This is a genomic window from Rhizobium halophilum (genome assembly GCF_021648825.1).
In the GTDB taxonomy this organism is placed as follows: Bacteria; Pseudomonadota; Alphaproteobacteria; order Rhizobiales; family Rhizobiaceae; genus Neorhizobium; species Neorhizobium halophilum.
In genome coordinates this window covers 1-19,655 of the sequence record NZ_JAKJHS010000006.1, presented here as the reverse complement: position 1 = coordinate 19,655, position 19,655 = coordinate 1, and the positions used below count along the sequence as shown (strand labels likewise).

Below are 19,655 nucleotides of genomic sequence, written 5' to 3'. Positions count from 1 at the left end.
CCGCTCGTCCTCCTCAGAACCTAGATAGCGGCTTGACCCTCCACGCACCGTGCCGGGACGAGGTGCCAGATCGACATGCCTCCGCGTGCTGCCGGTGGAAATCGGTTCTTGACCAACTGCGGCACGAACACCACCGGCCATTGCAATCCTTTGGAGCGGTGAACGGTAAGGATCTGCACGGCGTCGACCGAGACAAGCCGCTCCTCGGTGCCAGTGGACTGGTCATAGGCCGCGGCCGCCTGATTGCGCAGGAAGCCGGCGAACGACTCATATTTTTGCACCGGCCGCGAATGGAAATAGATTGCTTCGAAGTCAGAGATAGCCTGGCTGAACTTGGCGAGGTTGTAGAACACGACCTCCCCCCTGCCGCCCGGAACGGCCTCTTCACGGAGCTTGAGGCGTTCGAGGAGTCCGATGAACTGGCGTTGTATATTATAGACGGAGAAGCGGACGTCCTGGTCCTCGGCCGCCATGCGTGTCCTGGTGGCCTCGGCCTCCGCGACCGCCTGGGCGATGAGTATAGGATCAACGCCGAGGTTCGCATCGCTCCAGGCAGTGACGACATCGATGGCATCCGCTTGGCCAGCCATTAGGTAGAAGAGCTGGCGCGCGGCCTCTGCCTCTTGAGTGTCGAACAGACTTCCCATTCCGACCGAGATCACAGGGATACCTTCGCGCTCGAGCGCGACCCTGATGGGCTCCGCCATGCTGGTGAGCCGGATCAGCACGGCCATGTCGGACCAGGAGAGCGCCCTCTGACTGTCCCCTTCGCGGATCATGGTGCTGTGGAGCGCCCGGCAGGTCCTTGCGATGTATTCCGCCTCCTCGTCCGGAGAGGAGAACTGCAGCGCGACGATATCGCCGGGCTCGTAGTCCTGCTGCTCGGTTGAGCGCATCGTCTTTTCAAGCCGGATAGGGTTCTTCTCGATGACGAGCCGGGCGACATCGGTGATGCCAGGGCTAGATCGGAAATTGTCCTCAAGCCGAATAGAGTGCGCGTTGTATCGGCCTTCAAATGTCAAGATGTTGCGGGCGTCGCTGCCGCGCCACTGATAGATGGTCTGATCGTCGTCGCCGACGACACGGACAGCGGCGCCCAACGCATGAAGTTCGGCAATCAGGCGTTCCTGGATCGGATTAACGTCCTGATACTCGTCGACGATCACGACGCGCAGTCGTTCGGCGAGCCGCTGCCGTAGCGCCTTGTCTTCGGTAATTGCCCACGCGGCTTCTTGGAGAATCGACGAATAGTCGAGGTAACCTTTTTCGTCCAGCAGAGCGCAATAAGCCTCCAAGCCTTCCGCGATGCTCACCTGTCGAAGTGCAGCTTGGTCGACCTGCGCTTCACGCAGCAGCCCGAGTGCGTCGATGTAGACGCGTGTGTCGACATAGCGGCGTAGCTGCCGCCCCTGCAGCGTCGTGGTCGCGGTTAGACCACAACGGGCTGAACTGCGGTCGACGAACAGCGTCTGCTGCGTCTCGTTGAGCACATCGTATTTGAGGAACCGGGGCACCTCGGAGCGGAGTAGCTCAAGGCAGAAGCCATGAATGGTGCCGATGTACATCTCGGCCCCGCCGATCAGTTCGGGCATCACTTCGAGGCAGCGCTCGAGCGTCCGCTGCCGTAGCTCCGCAGCCGCCTTTTCCGTAAAGGTGAATGCAACAATATTCCGCGGATGAAGCCCGGCGCCACCTGCGCCAAGGGGCGTCAGAAGTCCGGCGATGTGCCGGGCGACAACCTCGGTTCTTGCCGGACCCGGCACATGCGACTAGCTGAACATTCCCCTCGCGATAGCCCACTGCTTCAAGCTGCGCCTGGGTAAGTGGCATTCTGTCCCCCTGATGCTAAGCGTCCGACAAAAACAAGCAAAAGCGCAGTCCTGATCTGGTCGCGACCAGAATAATGACTCCGTCTGTACTTGCAGGCTCTCGCGACCAAGCGCGAAAGCCAACAAGAATCTCCTTTTTATCCACCGCCTAAAGTATGCCCGACCTGTTGGACATGGAACCGAATCGCGAGCGGCCACCACTGGTCCAATGCTCCTAACGGGACGCTGATGGTCCCAAAGATGCTGAGGGGACGGCGGCATTCGGGGAGATCTCAGCAGCCAACAAACGGCGTAGATGGAGGCGCGAAGCTTCCGTGCGCTTCATTGCCGGCTCACCGCAAGTTTGAGGTCCGAAGGCGGAAATTATTGCCGCTCTGGCGACCCGTTGACTGATGCCCAGAGCCAGGGCACAAAGGTGGCGTCCACGGTCGCTCGCGGCGGGAAAACAGAGGGAACTTCAAGGATTTTCTTCTAAGCCTTTGAAATCATGCGAGAATCCAGGCTCCCCAGGCGAGCCGTTTTTGGACCCACTCCTCCACTTCGATCGCCGCAATTCCCCACCAAAAAAAGTGACGTCATTGCAGCTACTTGCCTGATTTGATCGCTAAGAGTCTGATGGTTCTGGCGGATAATGGGGTATCCTCACGACTTGGCTGGGGACGCTACCGCGTTGGTCATGCCCGCAGGAATTCGCCTTCAGCGAACAGGTGGCCCTCCATCAATCTGTCTTGTCCGCCGCCTTCACATACGCAAGAAGCCCTTGTCCTCCTCGGACGATGTCTTCTTTGATGGCCTCCTCGGCTGCTGCTGAGTCGCGGGCCTTCAGTGCAGCGATGATCCTCTTGTGCGGATGCGGTTCCCAGTCGGGCAAGCCACCGTCGTACAGGTGTGACAAGATCGGGCCGCAGCGCATCCACAGGCCTTCGACGATATCGTATGTGATGGGCATTCGCCCTGAACGGCAAAGCCCGAGGTGGAACTCCGTGTTCAGGACGATTGCTCGTTCGAATTGTTGAAGGCGATGACAATCCGATATTTCTGAATGAATCGCTTCTAAAGTGTTGATCTCGGCTTCCGTCGCGCGTTCGGCCGCTGCCGCAGCCGCCCGTCCCTCCAAGTCGACGCGGATACTGCGGATCTCAACAAGCTCATCTAGATTCAAGGTGGGAACGACGACGGTACCCCGTGCGTCCAGGGTGAGCGTCTTCTCGCTGACTAGGCGCAGCAAGGCTTCGCGCATGGGAGTCGCGCTGATTCCAAAACGCGCCGACATCGGGCGCAATCTTAATCGCTCGCCCGGCTTCAACTTGCCGTGCATGAGCGCGTTCTTGAGGTCGGAATAAGCCCTTTCGCTCAGGTTTTCCTTGACGAGTGGGCGAGCCCAGTCCTCCCCCTCCCCGGTCTGCTCATAATTCTGCACCAGCCGTCTTGACACCAGAGATCCTTTGCGAAAAAGTGTTATAACAAATTACATATAGCACCCAATGATGTTCAAGCGAAGTCTGTTTCGCAAGTGAACTTGGACGAGGAGGTCCAATTTAGGTGCGATCGGAGGAGTGACATTTGCTTGCCTTTCGTAAAACGTCACCGGCGTTCGGTGCCGATATCGTTACAGTTGCCGAGCCCGCTTTGCCAGCAGCAGGCATGGCGACTGTGGAAGTGGCGGCTGCCGGGATCTGCGGCAGCGACATCCACGCATATGAATGGACGCCGGGCTACGAGTTCATGGAAACATGCCTGCCCCTGACGCTGGGGCACGAGTTCTCTGGCGTCGTCAAGGGCGTGGGTGCAGGCGTTCTTGATATCAAAATAGGTGACAGAGTCGTATGCTGGCCTACGATCGCCTGCGGCAAGTGCCTTGCATGCTCGTCCCGACACCCTCAGGATTGCACCGATCGGCGCATCATCGGCCTTCACGTTAATGGTGGCTTCGCCGAGCGTGTCACGGTCCCGGCGATCAACTGCCGAAAGATACCCAACGGTCTTCCACTAGACATCGCCGCATTGACCGAACCACTTGCGGTTTCAGTTCACGCCGTGAATGTCGCCGAGATTTCGGACGGTGATCGCGTTGTCGTTCTAGGCCCAGGTCCCATCGGGCTTGGCATGGCTTTCGTTGCATCGCGGCGCGGTGCCGACGTGTTGATCGCGGGCTTCAACGATCATGTGCGCCTGCAACACGCGCGGGATCTTGGCATCACTAGCACCGCAGATCTCTCAACTGAAACACTGGCTGAAGCGGTTGAACGACATTTCCGCCGGCCGGTTGACCGGGTCCTGGAGGCCACTGGCATCAGCACGTCTGTGGCGGAAGGTCTGGCCGTTCTTCGCTCGAGCGGCATCTTCGTCGTGGCCGGCATCCACTCTCGTCCTCTGGAACTCGACCTTACTCGGTTTGTGCGTGAGAAGAAGCAACTCCGAGCAGCCCATGACACGACCAATGAGGCGCTCTCGGAAGCGATCTCCCTCTTGGCTGAACACACACAACTTCTATCAACTCTGGCGACACACCGCGTCCCTCTTTCACAAGCCGCCGACGGGTTCGAACTCGCCCGCAGCCGGGAGGCAGTCAAAGTCCTCCTAATTCCTGAAGGACAACACGTATGACCTCAACTTTGCGAGCCGTGATTGCGAGACAGCCGGGTGGGCCGGAAGTCCTGGAAATAATCAACCGCCCCTGCCCCACTCCTGGCAATGGAGAGATGTTGGTGCGTGTCCGTGCTGCGGGCATTAATCGGCCCGATGTTATGCAGCGGCAGGGCAACTACCCACCACCTTCCGGAGCTTCTGACGTTCTGGGACTGGAGCTTGCCGGTACGGTGGAAGTGGTTGGTCCGAACGTCCGCGAATTCAAGCAGGGTGATCGAGTGATGGCACTCGTTCATAGCGGTGCCTATGCAGATTGGGCAATTGTTCAAGAGGGTGCCACGCTACCAATTCCAGACAGCCTTGACTTCACTGAGGCTGCCGCATTCCCGGAAACGTTCTTTACGGTGTGGAGCAATGTCTTCGAACGGGCTCGCTTGGCTGCGGGTGAGACGATCTTGATCCACGGCGGCACGTCAGGGATCGGGACTACAGCTATATCGCTTGCCAAGGCGTTAGGATCGCAAGTGATCGCAACGGCGGGCTCGGACGAAAAATGCCAGGCCTGCCTCGACCTGGGAGCGGACGCGGCGATCAATTACCGAACGCAGGACTTCGTCAGCGAAAGTCGGCGTCTAACCGATGGGCGTGGTCCGGATGTCATCCTCGACATGGTTGGCGGTGACTATATCGCCCGCAACCTGGAAGCGGTTGCCGTTGATGGCAGGATCGCGCAGATCGCCTTCCTCGGAGGCGCTAAAGCGGAGGTGGACTTCACGCCACTGCTGATGAAGCGCGTCACCCTCACCGGATCCACGCTTCGTGCTCGCCCAATCGAAATGAAAGCGAAGCTCGCTAAAGCGCTACGCGAGAAGGTCCTGCCACTCATTCAGACAGGCAAGGTGAAGCCGCTAATCGATTCCGTCTTCGCCTTCGAAGACGTCCGAAATGCACATGCCCGCATGGATACGGGAGCACATATTGGGAAGATCGTTCTTTCCATGCCGAACGTCGAAGGCACGCCACAACAGGGAGCAAAGGCATGAACATGGTCGCCAATCATCCGGTCAAGTCCGCCGGCAGCAACATGACGGGAGCCCATCTTCTGGCGGCTGCCCTTCAAAGGCATGGCGTGAAGGAAGTCTTCGGTCAGAGCATTCCCTCCGCACTGTTTCTCGCCGCACCGGACTATGGGATCCGCCAGATCGGCTATCGCACGGAGAATGCAGGCGCTGCCATGGCGGACGCTTTTGCCCGCACCTCTGGCAAGGTTGCCGTCGTCACTGCCCAAAACGGGCCTGCGGCCACGCTTCTCGTTCCAGGCCTTGCCGAAGCATTCAAGGCATCAATTCCCATGGTGGCAATCGTACAAGATGTGTCGCGCCGGTTCACCGACAAGAACGCCTTTCAAGAACTCGACCATTTTGCCTTGTTTGGCGGGGTCGCGAAATGGGTTCGCCGGGTCGCCGATCCTCAACGCATCGACGATTATGTCGACATGGCGTTTACGGCAGCCGCCAGCGGTCGCGCCGGTCCTGCGGTGCTGCTGGTGCCGCTCGATGTGCTGGACGAGCGCCCTGATCTTGATCCTGCGGCGCCGCAACGTTCGGCTTCGCTCGGCGCCTTTCCGCTCGACCGGACTGTCGCTGATCCGGAACGGGTAGCGGCCGCAGCCGACCTGATTGCCGCTGCCAAGGCGCCGATCGTCATCGCCGGTGGCGGGGTACATTCCTCCCAGGCGTGGGCGCAACTGGAAGCCGTGCAAGCGCTTGGCCTTCCAGTTGCGACCACGGTCATGGGCAAAGGCGCGGTGGCCGAGGGCAACCCGCTTTCCTTAGGCGTCGTAGGCTACTTCATGGCGCCGCGGGGCCGCTCATCCCACCTGCGCTCATTGATCACTGAAGCCGACGTCGTCATCCTCGTTGGCAACCGGACGAACCAGAACGGTACGGATAGCTGGTCGCTCTACCCGAAGAACGCCACCTATATCCATATTGACATCGAGAGCAGCGAAGTCGGTCGAAACTATGAGGCTCTCCGCCTGGTCGGGGATGCCAAGCTGACGCTTGCTGCGTTGGAAGCCGAGCTGCGAAAGCGGGACCTCTCGGCCATTGCGTCGAGACGGCCGGCGCTAGAAGCCACTATCGCGAGCGGACGCACGGCCCACGGCGAAGACATGAAGCGTCTCGTCGACATGGATGCGGCTCCTCTTCGCCCGGAGCGTATTCTTGCCGACATCGACACTGTTCTGACCCCGGAGACCATCACGGTTGCCGATGCCAGCTACTCGTCGATCTGGATCGCAAACTTCCTTACGGCCCAAAAGGCCGGGCAGCGCTTTCTCACGCCGCGAGGCATTGCAGGGCTGGGTTGGGGGCTACCCTACGCAATCGGTGCGAAGACGGCCCGGCCGGATGCACCCGTGATCTGCCTTACGGGCGACGGCGGCTTTGGCCATGTATGGTCGGAACTGGAAACCGCGCGGCGCATGAAGCTGCCAGTCGTGGTGGTCGTGCTCAACAACCAGATTCTGGGATATCAGAAACACGCAGAGCTTAGCCTCTTCGGCGACTTCACAGACGTATGTGACTTCGAAGCCGTCGATCACGCGGCAATCGCGCGTGCCGTTGGGTGCGACGGCATCCGTGTTGAGAAGCCATCGAACTTCCTGCCTGCGCTGAAGGATGCGCTAGCAAGCGGACGGACGACGGTACTGGACGTCATCACCGACCAGCGGGCCTATCCGCCCATCACCAGCTTCGAAGGCAAGGAGGCCTTGAACTACTAACCTACAGACCCATCAGCAACGACGTTTTCACGGGAGGAAACAATGAAACTGTCGTACCTAATGAAGACTACTGCCATCGCTCTGGCGTTGACCGCAACCGCGGCGCAAGCCGAAGTCAAGTTCGGCTCGCTTTACCCGTTCAGCGGACAGCTCGCCCTTTTGGGTGAAGAGAGTGCGCGTGGCCTTGAACTGGCCGTAGAGGAAATCAATGCCGCCGGCGGTATCCAAGGTGAACAGATCACCTTGGTTCGAGGTGATGCAGTCGACAACAACCAGGCGATCGGCGAGGCACGGCGCCTGACTTCGCTCGAAGGCGTGAAAGCCATCTTTGGCACCTATTCATCTGCACGCTCGATTGCAGCCAGCCAGGTGACCGAGCTGGCTGGTATTCCCTACTTTGAGCTTGGTGCTGTGGCCGAGGAAGTCACCGGGCGCGGCATGAAATACCTCTTCCGTACTAATCCCACCGCTGACGACATGGCCAAGATGATCATTCAGATGGTCGTAGAGAAAGTCGGACCCGGTCTCGGCAAAGAGCCGGCTGACTTGAAGATCGCGATCATCCACGAAGACTCCAGCTACGGTACATCCGTTGCCGAGCGGCAGAACGCGTACGCTAAAGAAGCCGGCCTCAGCATCGTGACGACCCAGGCCTATCCGGCGGCTATCGTAGACATGTCGTCCCTGGTGCTAGACCTGAAGAACCGGGAGGTCGATATCGTTCTTCAGACGTCCTATCAGAACGACTCCGTTCTCTTTCTGCAGCAGGCGAACGAGGCGGGGTACAAGCCTTCCGCCATCATTGGCGGTGGCGGCGGCTACTCGATGCAACCTACCGCGGACGCAGTTGGCCATGACGTGATCGAAGGCGTACTGGACGTCGACTTCACCCAGTACACTGTCAACACGAGCTACACGCCTGGCCTGGAACAGTTCGTCGAGGCGTATCAGAAGAAATACGGATCGGCTCCCCGTTCGGGACATTCCCTGAACAACTATGTCGGCGCAAAAGTCATTCTTGAAGCCCTTGGAAAAGCCTCCGACCTTGAGCCGGACACCATCGTCGACACCGTGAAGGCCATCGACATCGAGGCTGGTGTCACCGCTGCCGGTTATGGCTTCAAGTTCGGCGACGACAATCAGAATGAACGCGCCGAAATGATGGGAATGCAGTGGCAGGACGGAAAGCTGGTCACCGTGTTCCCGGATTCCGCTGCCATGACGCCAATCAAGCTGGGTGAGTAAGCCCTTCTGACGTGCCGGGCGGTCACCGCCCGGCACCTTTCTGTCCTGGAGAGGCCAATGAACACTTTCTTACAAGTTCTCACCAACGGGATCATGCTCGGCAGTCTATTCGCCATCGTTGCCGTGGGCCTGACCTTGATCTTCGGCATCGTCAAAGTCGTCAACTTCGCCCACGGGGAATTCCTCATGGTGGGCATGTATCTAACTTACGTGCTGACGACCTGGATGGGAATCCACCCATTTGCGACGGTTATTCTCGTTGCACCGGCCCTCTTTCTGCTGGGCGCCGTGACACAGCGGTTCCTGATACAGCCCCTGATGTCTGCCGACGACGATCACATACAGATATTCGCTACTGTTGGACTTTCGACCGCGCTTATCAACCTGGCGCTGTTGGTCTTCGGTGCCGACATCGCTAGCACGCCGGCAAGTGGACTCCGAACTCCTCTGCAGCTTGGTCCTGTACGCCTGCTCTCGGGCCAGGTCGCCATCCTAGTTGCTTCCATTGCAGTTGTCGTGGTTCTCCAGTTTTTCCTTTCGCGCACCCAGACCGGGCGTGCCATCCGCGCCGTCGCCCAGAACCGCGCGGCTGCTCAGTTGATGGGTATCAATGTCAATTGGATCTACATCCTGACCTTTGGCATCGGCGCTGCCTGTGTGGGGGTCGCCTCGGTCCTCATCGCCCCGCTCTATCCAACCTCGTCTGGTATCGGCACATACTTCGTCCTGACCGCGTTCGTCGTCGTCGTTCTGGGAGGTCTTGGATCGATCGGAGGGGCCTTTGCCGGCGCCATGATCATCGGCCTGATCGACAGCTTTGCGGGATTTTACATTGGCTCCGACCTTCGTGAGGTCGCCGTCTTTGGCGTGTTCCTCTTGATCCTCATCCTGAAGCCGTCGGGCCTGTTCAGCTCGCGTCTCAACCTATCGCACGTGTCGCCATGACAGATATTTCCTCCACTTCCCCCAGACCGCAGGCAGCCTCCAATGGCTGGATGCTGAAGGCTATCCCACTTGCGGTGATCCTTGCATCGCTGCTCCTCATCCCCGTCATGGTCGGCAACCAGTTCGTCTACCATATCTTCATCACGATCTGCATCTTCGCTGCCCTTTCAACAGCCTGGAACATCGTGGGTGGCTTTGCCGGCCAGCTTTCGTTGGGTCATGCCATCTTCTACGGGATTGGCGCCTACACCGGTGTCATCCTGATGAACATGGGGATCAGTCCGTGGATCGGGATGTTCGCCGGCGCTGCGATAGCCGTCGTGGCCGCAGTGATCATCAGCTATCCCTGCTTCCGCCTGCACGGTCCTTTCTTCGCTCTTGCTACCATTGCTTTTCTGGAAGTGTTCAGGGTTCTCGCCCTTCATTGGCGTGAACTCACTGGTGGCGCAACTGGGTTGATGATCCCTTTGCAGATCGGTTGGGAATGGATGGTCTTTCGTGACCGGCTCCCCCAATTGCTCATCGCGTTCGGCCTGCTTCTGCTGACGTTGGCGGTTGCCTGGTGGATCCGCTCGCACAGGATGGGCTTCTACCTCGTCGCGACCCGCGAGCGGGAATCGGCCGCACTGGCCGCTGGCGTTGGAACGGTACGGGTGCGGCTCGCAGCCGTTGCGGTATCTGCCGCACTCACAGCCTTTGTTGGTACATTCCATGCAATGTATCTGACATTCATTGAGCCTGCTGCGATGTTCTCACTGCAGATGTCGATCCAGATCGCGATGTTTGCCCTGATCGGCGGCTTGGGCACGGTGTTCGGTCCCCTGCTCGGCGCTGTTCTTCTCGTCCCCATCAGCGAACTGGCACGTGGGTGGCTTGGGGCGCATGCGCTTGGTCTCCACGGCTTTGTCTATGGCGTCGTCTTGATGCTGGTCGTTCTGTTCATGCCTAATGGCCTGATGGGACTGATCTCTCGTTTTACGAAGCAGAGGCGTGAGCGGGGTGTGTCGGCAGGCACCATCGCCGCAAGCGCGGCAACGCCAACCGCAGCCCCAAGGGCACCAATCGGTGCCGATGTTATGCGTGTGGAGCACCTGCAAAAGCATTTCGGCGGCCTTCATGTCACCAACGACGTCGGCTTCACCCTCAGGGAGGGTGAAATCCTCGGGTTGATTGGTCCGAATGGTGCAGGCAAGACAACGGTCTTCAACATGATTTCCGGCTTCCTGAAACCAGACAGCGGATCGGTAACTGTTCGCGCCGCCGACGGTAGCTGGCAAAGTCCTGCTACTCCTGGCGACTTCGCAACGATTGGCGTCGGTCGCACCTTCCAGATCGTCCAGCCATTCGCCGCGATGACCGTTGAAGAGAACATCATGGTCGGCGCGTTCCATCGGTACTCCGATGTCGAAGAAGCCCGCGAAGTTGCGCGTGAGACGGCTGAGCGGATGGGGCTTGCCCCCTGGCTTGATGCCGAGGCACGCGGTCTGACCATTGGCGGCCTGAAGCGGCTGGAAGTCGCTCGGGTTATGGCGATGAAGCCACGCATTCTCTTGCTCGACGAAGTGATGGCAGGGATCAATCAGACGGATGTTCGCCGGGCGATCGACCTGATGAAATCGATCCGCGACAGCGGCGTCAGCATCGTCGCCATCGAACACGTCATGCAGGCAGTAATGTCTCTCTCAGACCGGGTCATCGTTCTCAACTCCGGTAAGATCATCGCCCAGGGCGAACCCCGCGAGGTAGTCAGGGATCCCGTGGTCGTCGAGGCCTATCTTGGAAAGGAATTCATCGATGCTCAGGCTTGAGAACATTCACGCCGGCTACGGCCCGACAACCATTCTTCACGATATCTCACTGGCCGTGGAGGCCGGGGAAGTCGTCACCATTGTGGGCGCAAATGGCGCTGGCAAGACCACCACTCTTCGTACCATTGCCGGACTGATCCGTCCTACCGCGGGCAAGATCACCTTCGAAGGTGAGGATGTCACCCGGCTTTCCTCGCACGAGATGGTCGATCGAGGTATCACCTTGATCCCGGAAGGGCGTCAGCTTTTCCCGGACATGACGGTTCAGGAAAACCTTCTGATGGGCGCTTATCGAAAGGCTGCGCGGCAACACAAGGACGCTGCTCTGGAGGAGGTCCTGTCGCTGTTTCCGCGAGTGCGCGAGCGTCTTGCCCAGAAAGCCGGATCATTGTCAGGCGGCGAACAGCAGATGGTCGCAATCGCCCGTGGCATGATGGCTCGGCCCAAACTCCTGATGTTCGACGAGCCTTCTCTCGGCCTTGCGCCGATCATCGTTACGCAGGTGTTCGATGTCATCGAGACGATTGTGAAGACAGGGGCAACCGTCCTGATTGTCGAGCAGAACGTCTTCCACACACTGAAGGCGGCTGACAGGGGCTACGTACTCGAGAACGGCGAGATCGTCCTTGCCGACACGTCCGATGCGCTGCTCCACAACGACCATGTCCGTCAAGCATACCTAGGAATTTGAAATGTCTCATCGAGAAATCAATCCGGAAGAAATCACCTACAGACCGAGCCACGCAGGACGCCGCGTTCTGGTGACCGGCGCCGGGCGCGGCATCGGTCGGGCCATTGCGCAGCGCTTCGCAGCACGTGGCGCTATGGTCGGCGTTGCGGACATGAACGAAGCCGACATCAATGAAACGGTCCGGCTGATCGAAGCTGACGGCAAGGGCGGTGCCATTCCCTTGGTGCTGGATGTCGCGGATTACCCGTCGGTCGAGAAGTCGCTCGGGGATGCGGCAGGCCGGATCGGCCGCCCCTTCGACACTGTCGTGAACAACGCCGGGATTTCGCCGAAGCATGAAGGCATCGCACACAAGATCTGGGAGATGGATCCAGCGGAGTGGAAACGGGTCGTCGCCGTCAATCTTTCCGGCTGCTTCAATACTATCCGTGCGCTCTCCCCCAGCATGCGGGAAGCGAATGCCGGCTGGATCGTCAACATGTCTTCGGTTGCAGGCAAGACATACTCGCCCATCGTAGCCTGCCACTATGCCGCAACGAAATCCGCCCTGATCGGCTTTACGAAGCATCTTGCCGCAGAACTCGGACCCTTCGGAGTTCGGGTCAATGCCATAGCGCCAGGCCGCATCGAAACACCTATGGTTCGCGCCGTCGCCGGCGAGGTCAACGAGGAACAGGTACGACTGACACCAATGGGGCGCTTGGGCGCCCCCGAGGAAGTCGCCGATCTAGCCCTCTACCTTACCTCACCGGAAGCAAGCTTCGTCACTGGCCAGACCATCGACGTTGCCGGTGGTCTGTACATGACCTGAGGCACGCCAAGACGTGTCGCGCAAGGCAATGCATAGGAACAACCTCTCATGACCACCCCGATCGCCGCGGATCACAATGAACTCCACCGGAGCTTCTTGCCGCCAGTCACCGGACGCACCCGCATCTACGGGATTCTCGCTGACCCCATCTACCACGTGAAGACGCCGGAAGTGATGAACGCCCTGCTGAAGTCGAAGGACGTGGATGCAGTGCTCGTGCCATTCCATGTCAAATCGGATGGCTTGAAGGGGCTTGTTGATGGTCTACGGCGTATGGAGAACTTCGGGGGCTTCATTGCGACGGTGCCGCACAAGACGGACATGCTCGCGCTGTGTGACGAGATCACGGAAGCTGCGCATAACATCGGCGCCGTCAATTGTGTTCGCCGCGAGCCTGACGGTCGCATGGTCGGGGCCATGCTTGACGGTATCGGCTTTGTTGAAGCCTTGCGTGTTGGAGGCGCGGATCCGGCGGGGATGAGGGCCTATGTTGCGGGCGCGGGGGGAGCTTCCAGCGCCATCGCATTCGCCCTCGCCGAGGCAGGAGTGACCCACATCACTATCGCAAATCGAACCGTGAAGCGTGCGGTGAGCCTTACCGAACGTCTTAAAGCTGCATATCCGGCTCTTACGGTCGCAACCAATACTCAGCGGGTTGCGGACCATGAATTGGTCGTCAACGGGACGTCGCTGGGAATGCGTTCCGGCGATGAGCCACCCTTAGACCTCTCGCAGCTTCATCGGGATCAGCTTGTCGCGGATGCCATCATGGACCCCGCCATGACACCACTGCTTGAGGCGGCGAAGGCGAAAGGGTGCAGGATCTTTCCGGGCAAGCCAATGCTGGAGTCCCAGATCGTGCTGATGGCGCAGCACATGGGTGCACTGGCATGACGAGCCGAACCGATCTTCTCTCAGCGCTCTCTGGCATCGTTGGCGAGCGATACGTCCTGACCACAGCAGAAGACACCGCACCTTATGCGACGGACTGGAAGCGAAGCACCACGGGGGTGCCAGCATGCGTGGTACGCCCTGCCTCAACAGGCCAGGTGGCCGCCATCGTCGGACTTTGCGGCGACTCTGGCATCAGCATCGTGCCCCAAGGCGGCAACACCGGCCTTGCCGCCGGGGCCATCCCGGACACCACTGGGGGCCAGGTCGTCCTTTCCCTGAACCGTATGCAGACGATCCGCTCGCTCGATCCGATCGGCATGACCGTGGAAGTAGAAGCGGGTGCGATCCTCCAGACCGTTCGCGAAAAGGCGGCTTCTATGGACCGGATGCTTCCGATCGCCATCGCAGCAGAAGGCTCCGCTACTGTCGGGGGCGTGATAGCCACGAACGCCGGCGGATTGAATGTTCTTCGCTATGGGATGACGCGCGATATTACGCTCGGGCTTGAGGTCGTTCTTGCTGATGGTAGTGTATCAAACGGCTTGCGCCATCTGCGCAAGGACAATGCCGGCTATGACTGGAAGCAGTGGTTTATCGGTTCCGAGGGCACTTTGGGCATCGTCACCGCCGCAGTTCTGCGGCTCGTGAGCGCTCCTCGTCACTCCGTCACAGCCCTCCTCAGCGTTAGCAGTCTTGAAGCCGCCATTTCGCTGTTCGGCCACGCCCAGCAGGAAATGGGAGAAGCGCTTTCAGCTTTCGAACTTATCTCTGCCAACTCTCTGGATCGCGTCAGCCGGCATGCGCATCTGAAGCCCCCTATCACCGCTGGTGACTGGTTCATTCTTCTTGAAGGAGCCTCCAGTCTTTCCGGACTGCGCGACGCAGCCGAAGGTGTGTTGGCGGGCGGGTTCGAGAATGGCTGGGTTATCGATGGCGTTGTTGCGGAATCGGAGGCGCAGGCTCGGCAGCTCTGGGCTCTGCGCGAGCACGTCACCGAAGCAGAAGCGCGGGACGGTCCTAGCCTGAAGCACGACATATCCGTATCACTCACGCACTTGCGCGAATTCCTGAATGATGCCGAGGCCGCTCTGGTAGATGCAGCTCCCGGAGCGGAGCTGAATATCTTCGGCCACTTGGGCGATGGCAATCTCCACTACAATGTCCTGTTCCGACCGGATCACGATCAAAAGGCAATCAACCGCGTAGTACACGATGCCGTCGTCAAGCACGGGGGCTCCATCTCCGCGGAACATGGATTGGGTCAATATCGGGTGGATGAATGGCTGCGGCTTGCTCCCGAAAGCGACCTGCGCCTCGCTTCCATATTGAAGACTGCGCTCGATCCAAGTGGCCTGCTCAATCCCGGCAAGATCCTTCCTTCCTCGCTGACACACGCCAAGGCGATCAGGGGGATGAACTAATGCAGCAGGACCGCGAGGCATTCGATTACATCATCGTCGGCGGTGGCACGGCCGGGTGCGTTCTTGCAAACCGCTTGACGGCATCTGGCAGATACACGGTTCTGATGCTGGAAGCAGGCAAGGCCGCGCGAAGCCTCTGGGTAGAGATTCCTGCCGGATTCAGCAAGCTGCTCACCAACCCGGACTTCAACTGGCGCTTTCAAACCGAGCCGGAGGAGGCCACCGGCAACAGGGTCATTTCGGTTCCACGCGGCAAGGGGCTTGGTGGCTCCACGTTGATTAATGGCATGATCTATGTACGGGGGCAGCCGCAGGACTATGACGGTTGGGCCCAACAGGGCTGCCGGGGGTGGAGCTTCGAGGACGTGCTCCCCTATTTCCGCAAACTCGAAGACTACGATGGACCTGCCTCTTCAATGCGTGCGCGAGGTGGTCCGCTTCCGGTCACCGAGGTCAAGGAACGCCCGCTGATTGCCGAAGCGTTCATCTCTGCGGCGGAGAGCGCGGGCTACGAACGCAGTGCCGACTATAATGGAGATCGTCAGGACGGCTTCGGCTACTATCAGGTGAACCAACGACGTGGCCGTCGGGTGAGCGCGGCTGCTGCCTATCTTCAGCCAGCCTTGAGCAGACCCAACCTTGAGGTCAGAACCAATGCGCACGTAACGCGTATTCTTCTGGAGAACGGCCGTGCGACAGGCGTCGAACTGCGCCTGGGCAGCAGTTCCGCCGAGGTCCACGCTCGACGCGAAGTCATCCTGACCGCGGGTGCTGCCCAGACGCCGCAGTTGTTGGAGCTATCTGGCATAGGCGACCCACGGGTATTGCAGCCGCTGGGGGTCGAGGTGCGACACTCCCTGCCAGGCGTAGGTGCAAACTATATCGACCACTTCTGCACGCGAATGAATTGGCGCGTGAAGCTGCCGGTCACCCTCAACGAGCAAACGCGCGGCCTAAAGCTCGGCCTCGCAGTTACACGCTACTTCGCGACGCGGAGTGGCATCCTGACGCTCGGTACCGGGCTCGTCCATGGCTTCGTCCGGACCCGACCGGGCCTGGATGGGCCCGACGTCCAGTACTTCTTCATGCACGCGAGTTACGCCAATGCAGCGGAGCGTAAGCTTGATCGACTTCCTGGAATGACCATCGGCGTCACTCAGCTTCGGCCGGAGTCGCGAGGAACCATACATTCCAAATCTCCCGACCCCTTTGCGCCACCAGCCATACGACCTAATTTCCTGGCAACGGAGGAGGACCGTCGAGCTATCGTCGACGGAATGAAGGTTGCTCGAAGGATCGTCGAGGAGGCTCCCTTGGACGCTTTCCGAGACAGGGAGATGAGCCCCGGTCCTGAATGCAGGACCGACGAAGACTGGCTCAATTTCGCCCGACGCGACGGCCAGACGATCTATCATATCTGCGGAACCTGCCGGATGGGGGTGGACGAAGGTGCCGTTACCGATCCTGCGCTGAAGGTTCATGGGATCGAAGGACTTCGCATTGCCGACGCCTCGATCATGCCCACCATGGTTTCTGGGAACACGCAGGCCGCTGTATTCATGATTGCGGAGAAGGCTGCGGACCTGATCCTCGAAGAGGCCCGCTAAGACAACGATGCACCGGGACAATAGGAGTTGGAAGAAATGAAGCTCAAAGATCAATCTCTCTTCCGTGAAGCGGCTCTGGTTGGTGGTGACTGGGTTCAAGCAAACGCGGACCACCACATTGCGGTCGACAACCCCGCGACCGGTGAGATCATCGGGCACGTGCCGAAGCTTGGCGCGGCCGAAACCCGCGCCGCAATTGAATCGGCTCGCATTGCGCAGAAAGACTGGGCCGCACGCACTGCAAAGGAACGCGGCGTCGTGCTGCGCAAGTGGTTCGAATTGATGATGGAGAACAAGGAGGACCTTGGAAAGATCCTGACGCTCGAACAGGGCAAGCCACTTGCTGAGGCCATGGGAGAGATCACCTATGGTGCAAGCTTCATCGAGTGGTTCGCAGAAGAAGGTCGCCGTATCAATGGGGATATCATTCCCGGCCACCAGCCCGACAAGCGGATCATGGTCATGAAGCAGCCCATTGGGGTTGTTGCCGCGATTACGCCATGGAACTTCCCGAATGCCATGATCACTCGCAAAGCAGGGCCGGCGTTTGCGGCTGGGTGTGCCATGGTACTGAAGCCAGCGTCGCAGACACCGTTTTCGGCTATCGCCATTGCAATTCTAGCCGAGCGGGCTGGCCTTCCGAAGGGACTATTCAGTGTCATCACCGGCTCAGCGCGAGAAATCGGTGGCGAGATGACAGCGAACCCAACCGTCCGGAAGCTTACCTTCACGGGTTCTACGGAAGTCGGTGCGGAACTCTACAGGCAATCGGCGCCGACCATCAAGAAGCTCGGCCTTGAACTTGGCGGCAATGCTCCTTTCATCGTCTTCGACGATGCGGATCTGGATGCGGCGGTTGAGGGGGCGATCATCGCCAAGTTCCGCAACAACGGCCAAACCTGCGTCTGCGCAAATCGCATCTACGTGCAGGACGGCGTCTATGATGGGTTCGCCGAAAAGCTGGCCAGTGCTGTGGGCAAGCTCGTCACGGGCAACGGCTTTGACGAGGGTGTGACCCTCGGACCATTGATCGACCGGGCAGCGCTGGAAAAGGTAGAAGAACACGTGGCTGACGCCTTGGGCAAAGGAGCCAGAACCGTCACCGGAGGCAAGCGCCTTTCGATCGGCAACACATTCTACGAACCTACCGTACTTGCCGACGTCACAGCCGAGATGGCGGTCGCTCGGGAAGAAACCTTCGGTCCCGTCGCACCACTGTTCAAGTTCAAGGACGAGGCAGATGTCATTCGACAGGCCAATGATACCGAGTTCGGCCTTGCATCCTATTTCTACGCGAAAAACATGGCGCGTGTGTTCAGGGTCGCGGAAGCTCTTGAGTACGGCATGGTGGGCGTCAACACAGGACTTATTTCGACTGCTGAAGCTCCGTTCGGAGGTGTCAAGCTCTCCGGCCTCGGACGCGAGGGGTCACGCTACGGTATCGAGGAATTTCTGGAACTGAAATACATCTGTCTCGGTGGTGTGACGTGACCCGTAATACCGATGCTGAGCTTCTATTCCCTGAAGATGCAAGCTTAGCGAGCCACCAATCGGCCGAGTACCTCTCTACAAACTGTTCGGCGAGAACCGTCCTCGCATGGCTGCAAGCAAGATGAGCGACAGAGCGCGGAATTCACGGCCACCGTAACGCAATTCTTGTTAAATGCTTCGAGGATAAAGGCGCTCTCCGCCGATCTTCAGTCCTAGGACTTCCTGCAATGCCGTGCCCGATGGCTACCTCCGCCAACGTAGACAACGGTCGGGCGACAGGAGCACCTGTCAATTTCATCTTTGCGACGACGGGACTCGCAGACGTGAGCAACAGTGACGCATCGCCTAGAGCGCACTTCGCCGAGCTATCCGCAGAAACCGGAAATAATTGCCGCTGTGCCCTTCTGTTGACTGAGGCCCAAAGCCAGGGCACAAAGGTGGCATCCACGGTCGCTCGCGGCAGGAAAATATAGGGAATTCAAAGGCAAATTTCTAAGCCATTGAAATTGTGTGAGAATCCAGGTCCCCAGGCAAGCCATTTTTGAGCGGTTTTTCTATCCAAATTGGCAACCATCTCCTGCACGGAAAGTGACGTCTCCTCAGTAACTTGGACAATCTTGGCCGCAGTTCCCGGGGCCATCCGTCCTGTTCGAGGGGGCTAGGAAAATTGGCTGGGGACCCGACCGCAACGGGCCGGAGTCTGGCCGTCGGATATTGCGTTGGAGAAAAAGGTAACTCTGACAGAGAAGCAAATGTTGCTGTTGTCCGCTAACGGCCGATACTGTTGAAAAAGGCGCGCTGTAATCTTGCTCCGACGTTTCCGTCGTTTGGACGTGCGGAGACGTATTCCCCTTCACGCCGGCTCTGGCGTTGGTGGCGGGATCAGCTTTGCGAGTTTCCGGAGGTTTTGGGCTGCGGCTGCGAGGTGAAACTCATCACGCGCTCCGTTCGGACCTCGTAATCGCAGGCGATCCAGTTTGAGGATTCGTTTGAGATGCGCAAAAAGCATCTCTACCTTTTTCCTCTGATGCCTCGACGTAAGATAGGCATCGGTTTTGGCGATATCGCGCGCCATGTCGCGAGCGCCCTCATGGATGGAGCGTGGTATGTTGCGCGCCGGAGCGTTCGGACAGCATCGAGGTTTTAGGGCGCAGGCATCGCAGTCGAGCTTGCTGGCCCGATAGCGTACCATGCCATCTTCATCGATGAGCGGACGTTCATTCTTGTAGGCGATCTGTCTCGAGCGTAACTCCTTGCCACCAGGGCAGGTATAGAGATCGCGCTTGTGGTCATAGGTGAAGTCGGCGCGCTCGAATGTGCCATCACGCCGTTCGGACTTGTCGAGAACGGGAATATGCGGCTCTATCCCGCGCTCGTGGACCAGCCAGCCCAACATCTCTGCAGAACCATAGGCGGTGTCGGCAGCCAGCCGTTCCGGATAGAGACCGAAGATATCCTGAGCACGGTCAATCATGGTGCGTGCCGCGCCGACCTCGGCCTGCCGGATCGCACGGCTCGCCTCGACATCAACGATAACGG

General features: G+C 59.2%; 15 protein-coding genes. 12 read left to right on the top strand and 3 right to left on the bottom strand.

From position 1 onward, the window contains the following. Positions 1 to 20 precede the first annotated feature (20 nt). Together LXM96_RS21730 and LXM96_RS12715 are read right to left on the bottom strand one after the other, a co-directional pair. Positions 21 to 1,763 (bottom strand): ATP-dependent helicase, encoded by a 1,743-nt coding sequence (locus tag LXM96_RS21730; protein ID WP_239998933.1) that lies wholly within the window; start codon positions 1,761 to 1,763, stop codon positions 21 to 23. A gap of 784 nt (positions 1,764 to 2,547) precedes the next feature. After that, complete coding sequence (locus LXM96_RS12715) at positions 2,548 to 3,264, bottom strand: GntR family transcriptional regulator (protein WP_239998932.1); 717 nt, start codon at positions 3,262 to 3,264, stop codon at positions 2,548 to 2,550. 128 nt (positions 3,265 to 3,392) lie between these two features. Between LXM96_RS12715 and LXM96_RS12710 the strand changes: the two genes are divergently transcribed. Genes LXM96_RS12710 through gabD form a run of 12 tightly spaced genes read left to right on the top strand, consistent with a single transcriptional unit; the run spans position 3,393 to position 18,116 of the window. Beyond that, on the top strand, positions 3,393 to 4,436 hold the full coding sequence (locus tag LXM96_RS12710) for a zinc-dependent alcohol dehydrogenase (protein WP_239998931.1): 1,044 nt from the start codon (positions 3,393 to 3,395) through the stop codon (positions 4,434 to 4,436). Further along, positions 4,433 to 5,461 carry an NAD(P)H-quinone oxidoreductase gene (locus LXM96_RS12705; RefSeq protein WP_239998930.1) on the top strand — a complete coding sequence of 343 codons (1,029 nt, stop codon included), beginning with the start codon at positions 4,433 to 4,435 and terminating at the stop codon, positions 5,459 to 5,461. The genes LXM96_RS12710 and LXM96_RS12705 overlap by 4 nt, the downstream gene beginning before the upstream one ends. Beyond that, positions 5,458 to 7,203, top strand: a complete 1,746-nt coding sequence (locus LXM96_RS12700) for an acetolactate synthase catalytic subunit (RefSeq protein WP_394801954.1) — start codon at positions 5,458 to 5,460, stop codon at positions 7,201 to 7,203. The genes LXM96_RS12705 and LXM96_RS12700 overlap by 4 nt, the downstream gene beginning before the upstream one ends. A gap of 42 nt (positions 7,204 to 7,245) precedes the next feature. Then, positions 7,246 to 8,448, top strand: a complete 1,203-nt coding sequence (locus tag LXM96_RS12695; protein ID WP_239998929.1) for an ABC transporter substrate-binding protein — start codon at positions 7,246 to 7,248, stop codon at positions 8,446 to 8,448. Positions 8,449 to 8,505: 57 nt separating this feature from the next. Further along, positions 8,506 to 9,393 (top strand): branched-chain amino acid ABC transporter permease, encoded by an 888-nt coding sequence (locus tag LXM96_RS12690; protein ID WP_052637072.1) that lies wholly within the window; start codon positions 8,506 to 8,508, stop codon positions 9,391 to 9,393. Beyond that, complete coding sequence (locus tag LXM96_RS12685; RefSeq protein WP_394801953.1) at positions 9,390 to 11,201, top strand: branched-chain amino acid ABC transporter ATP-binding protein/permease; 1,812 nt, start codon at positions 9,390 to 9,392, stop codon at positions 11,199 to 11,201. Before LXM96_RS12690 ends, LXM96_RS12685 begins: the two co-directional genes overlap by 4 nt. Then, positions 11,188 to 11,892, top strand: coding sequence for an ABC transporter ATP-binding protein (locus tag LXM96_RS12680; protein WP_142589968.1), 705 nt, complete (start codon positions 11,188 to 11,190; stop codon positions 11,890 to 11,892). Before LXM96_RS12685 ends, LXM96_RS12680 begins: the two co-directional genes overlap by 14 nt. 1 nt (position 11,893) lies before the next feature. Next, positions 11,894 to 12,703 (top strand): 3-oxoacyl-ACP reductase FabG, encoded by an 810-nt coding sequence (fabG, locus tag LXM96_RS12675; RefSeq protein ID WP_239998928.1) that lies wholly within the window; start codon positions 11,894 to 11,896, stop codon positions 12,701 to 12,703. A 48-nt stretch (positions 12,704 to 12,751) separates the two neighbouring features. Continuing rightward, positions 12,752 to 13,597 (top strand): shikimate dehydrogenase family protein, encoded by an 846-nt coding sequence (locus tag LXM96_RS12670; RefSeq protein ID WP_239998927.1) that lies wholly within the window; start codon positions 12,752 to 12,754, stop codon positions 13,595 to 13,597. Next, complete coding sequence (locus LXM96_RS12665) at positions 13,594 to 15,018, top strand: FAD-binding oxidoreductase (RefSeq protein ID WP_239998926.1); 1,425 nt, start codon at positions 13,594 to 13,596, stop codon at positions 15,016 to 15,018. The genes LXM96_RS12670 and LXM96_RS12665 overlap by 4 nt, the downstream gene beginning before the upstream one ends. After that, positions 15,018 to 16,625, top strand: coding sequence for a GMC family oxidoreductase (locus tag LXM96_RS12660; RefSeq protein WP_239998925.1), 1,608 nt, complete (start codon positions 15,018 to 15,020; stop codon positions 16,623 to 16,625). Before LXM96_RS12665 ends, LXM96_RS12660 begins: the two co-directional genes overlap by 1 nt. A gap of 36 nt (positions 16,626 to 16,661) precedes the next feature. Further along, positions 16,662 to 18,116: an NADP-dependent succinate-semialdehyde dehydrogenase gene (gene gabD / locus LXM96_RS12655; protein ID WP_239998924.1), complete on the top strand. Its 1,455-nt coding sequence runs from the start codon at positions 16,662 to 16,664 to the stop codon at positions 18,114 to 18,116. 853 nt (positions 18,117 to 18,969) lie between these two features. Here gabD and LXM96_RS12650 read toward each other — a convergent pair. Continuing rightward, positions 18,970 to 19,655, bottom strand: a 686-nt coding sequence (locus LXM96_RS12650; protein ID WP_239998923.1) for a transposase, incomplete at its 5' end; no start/stop codon positions are given.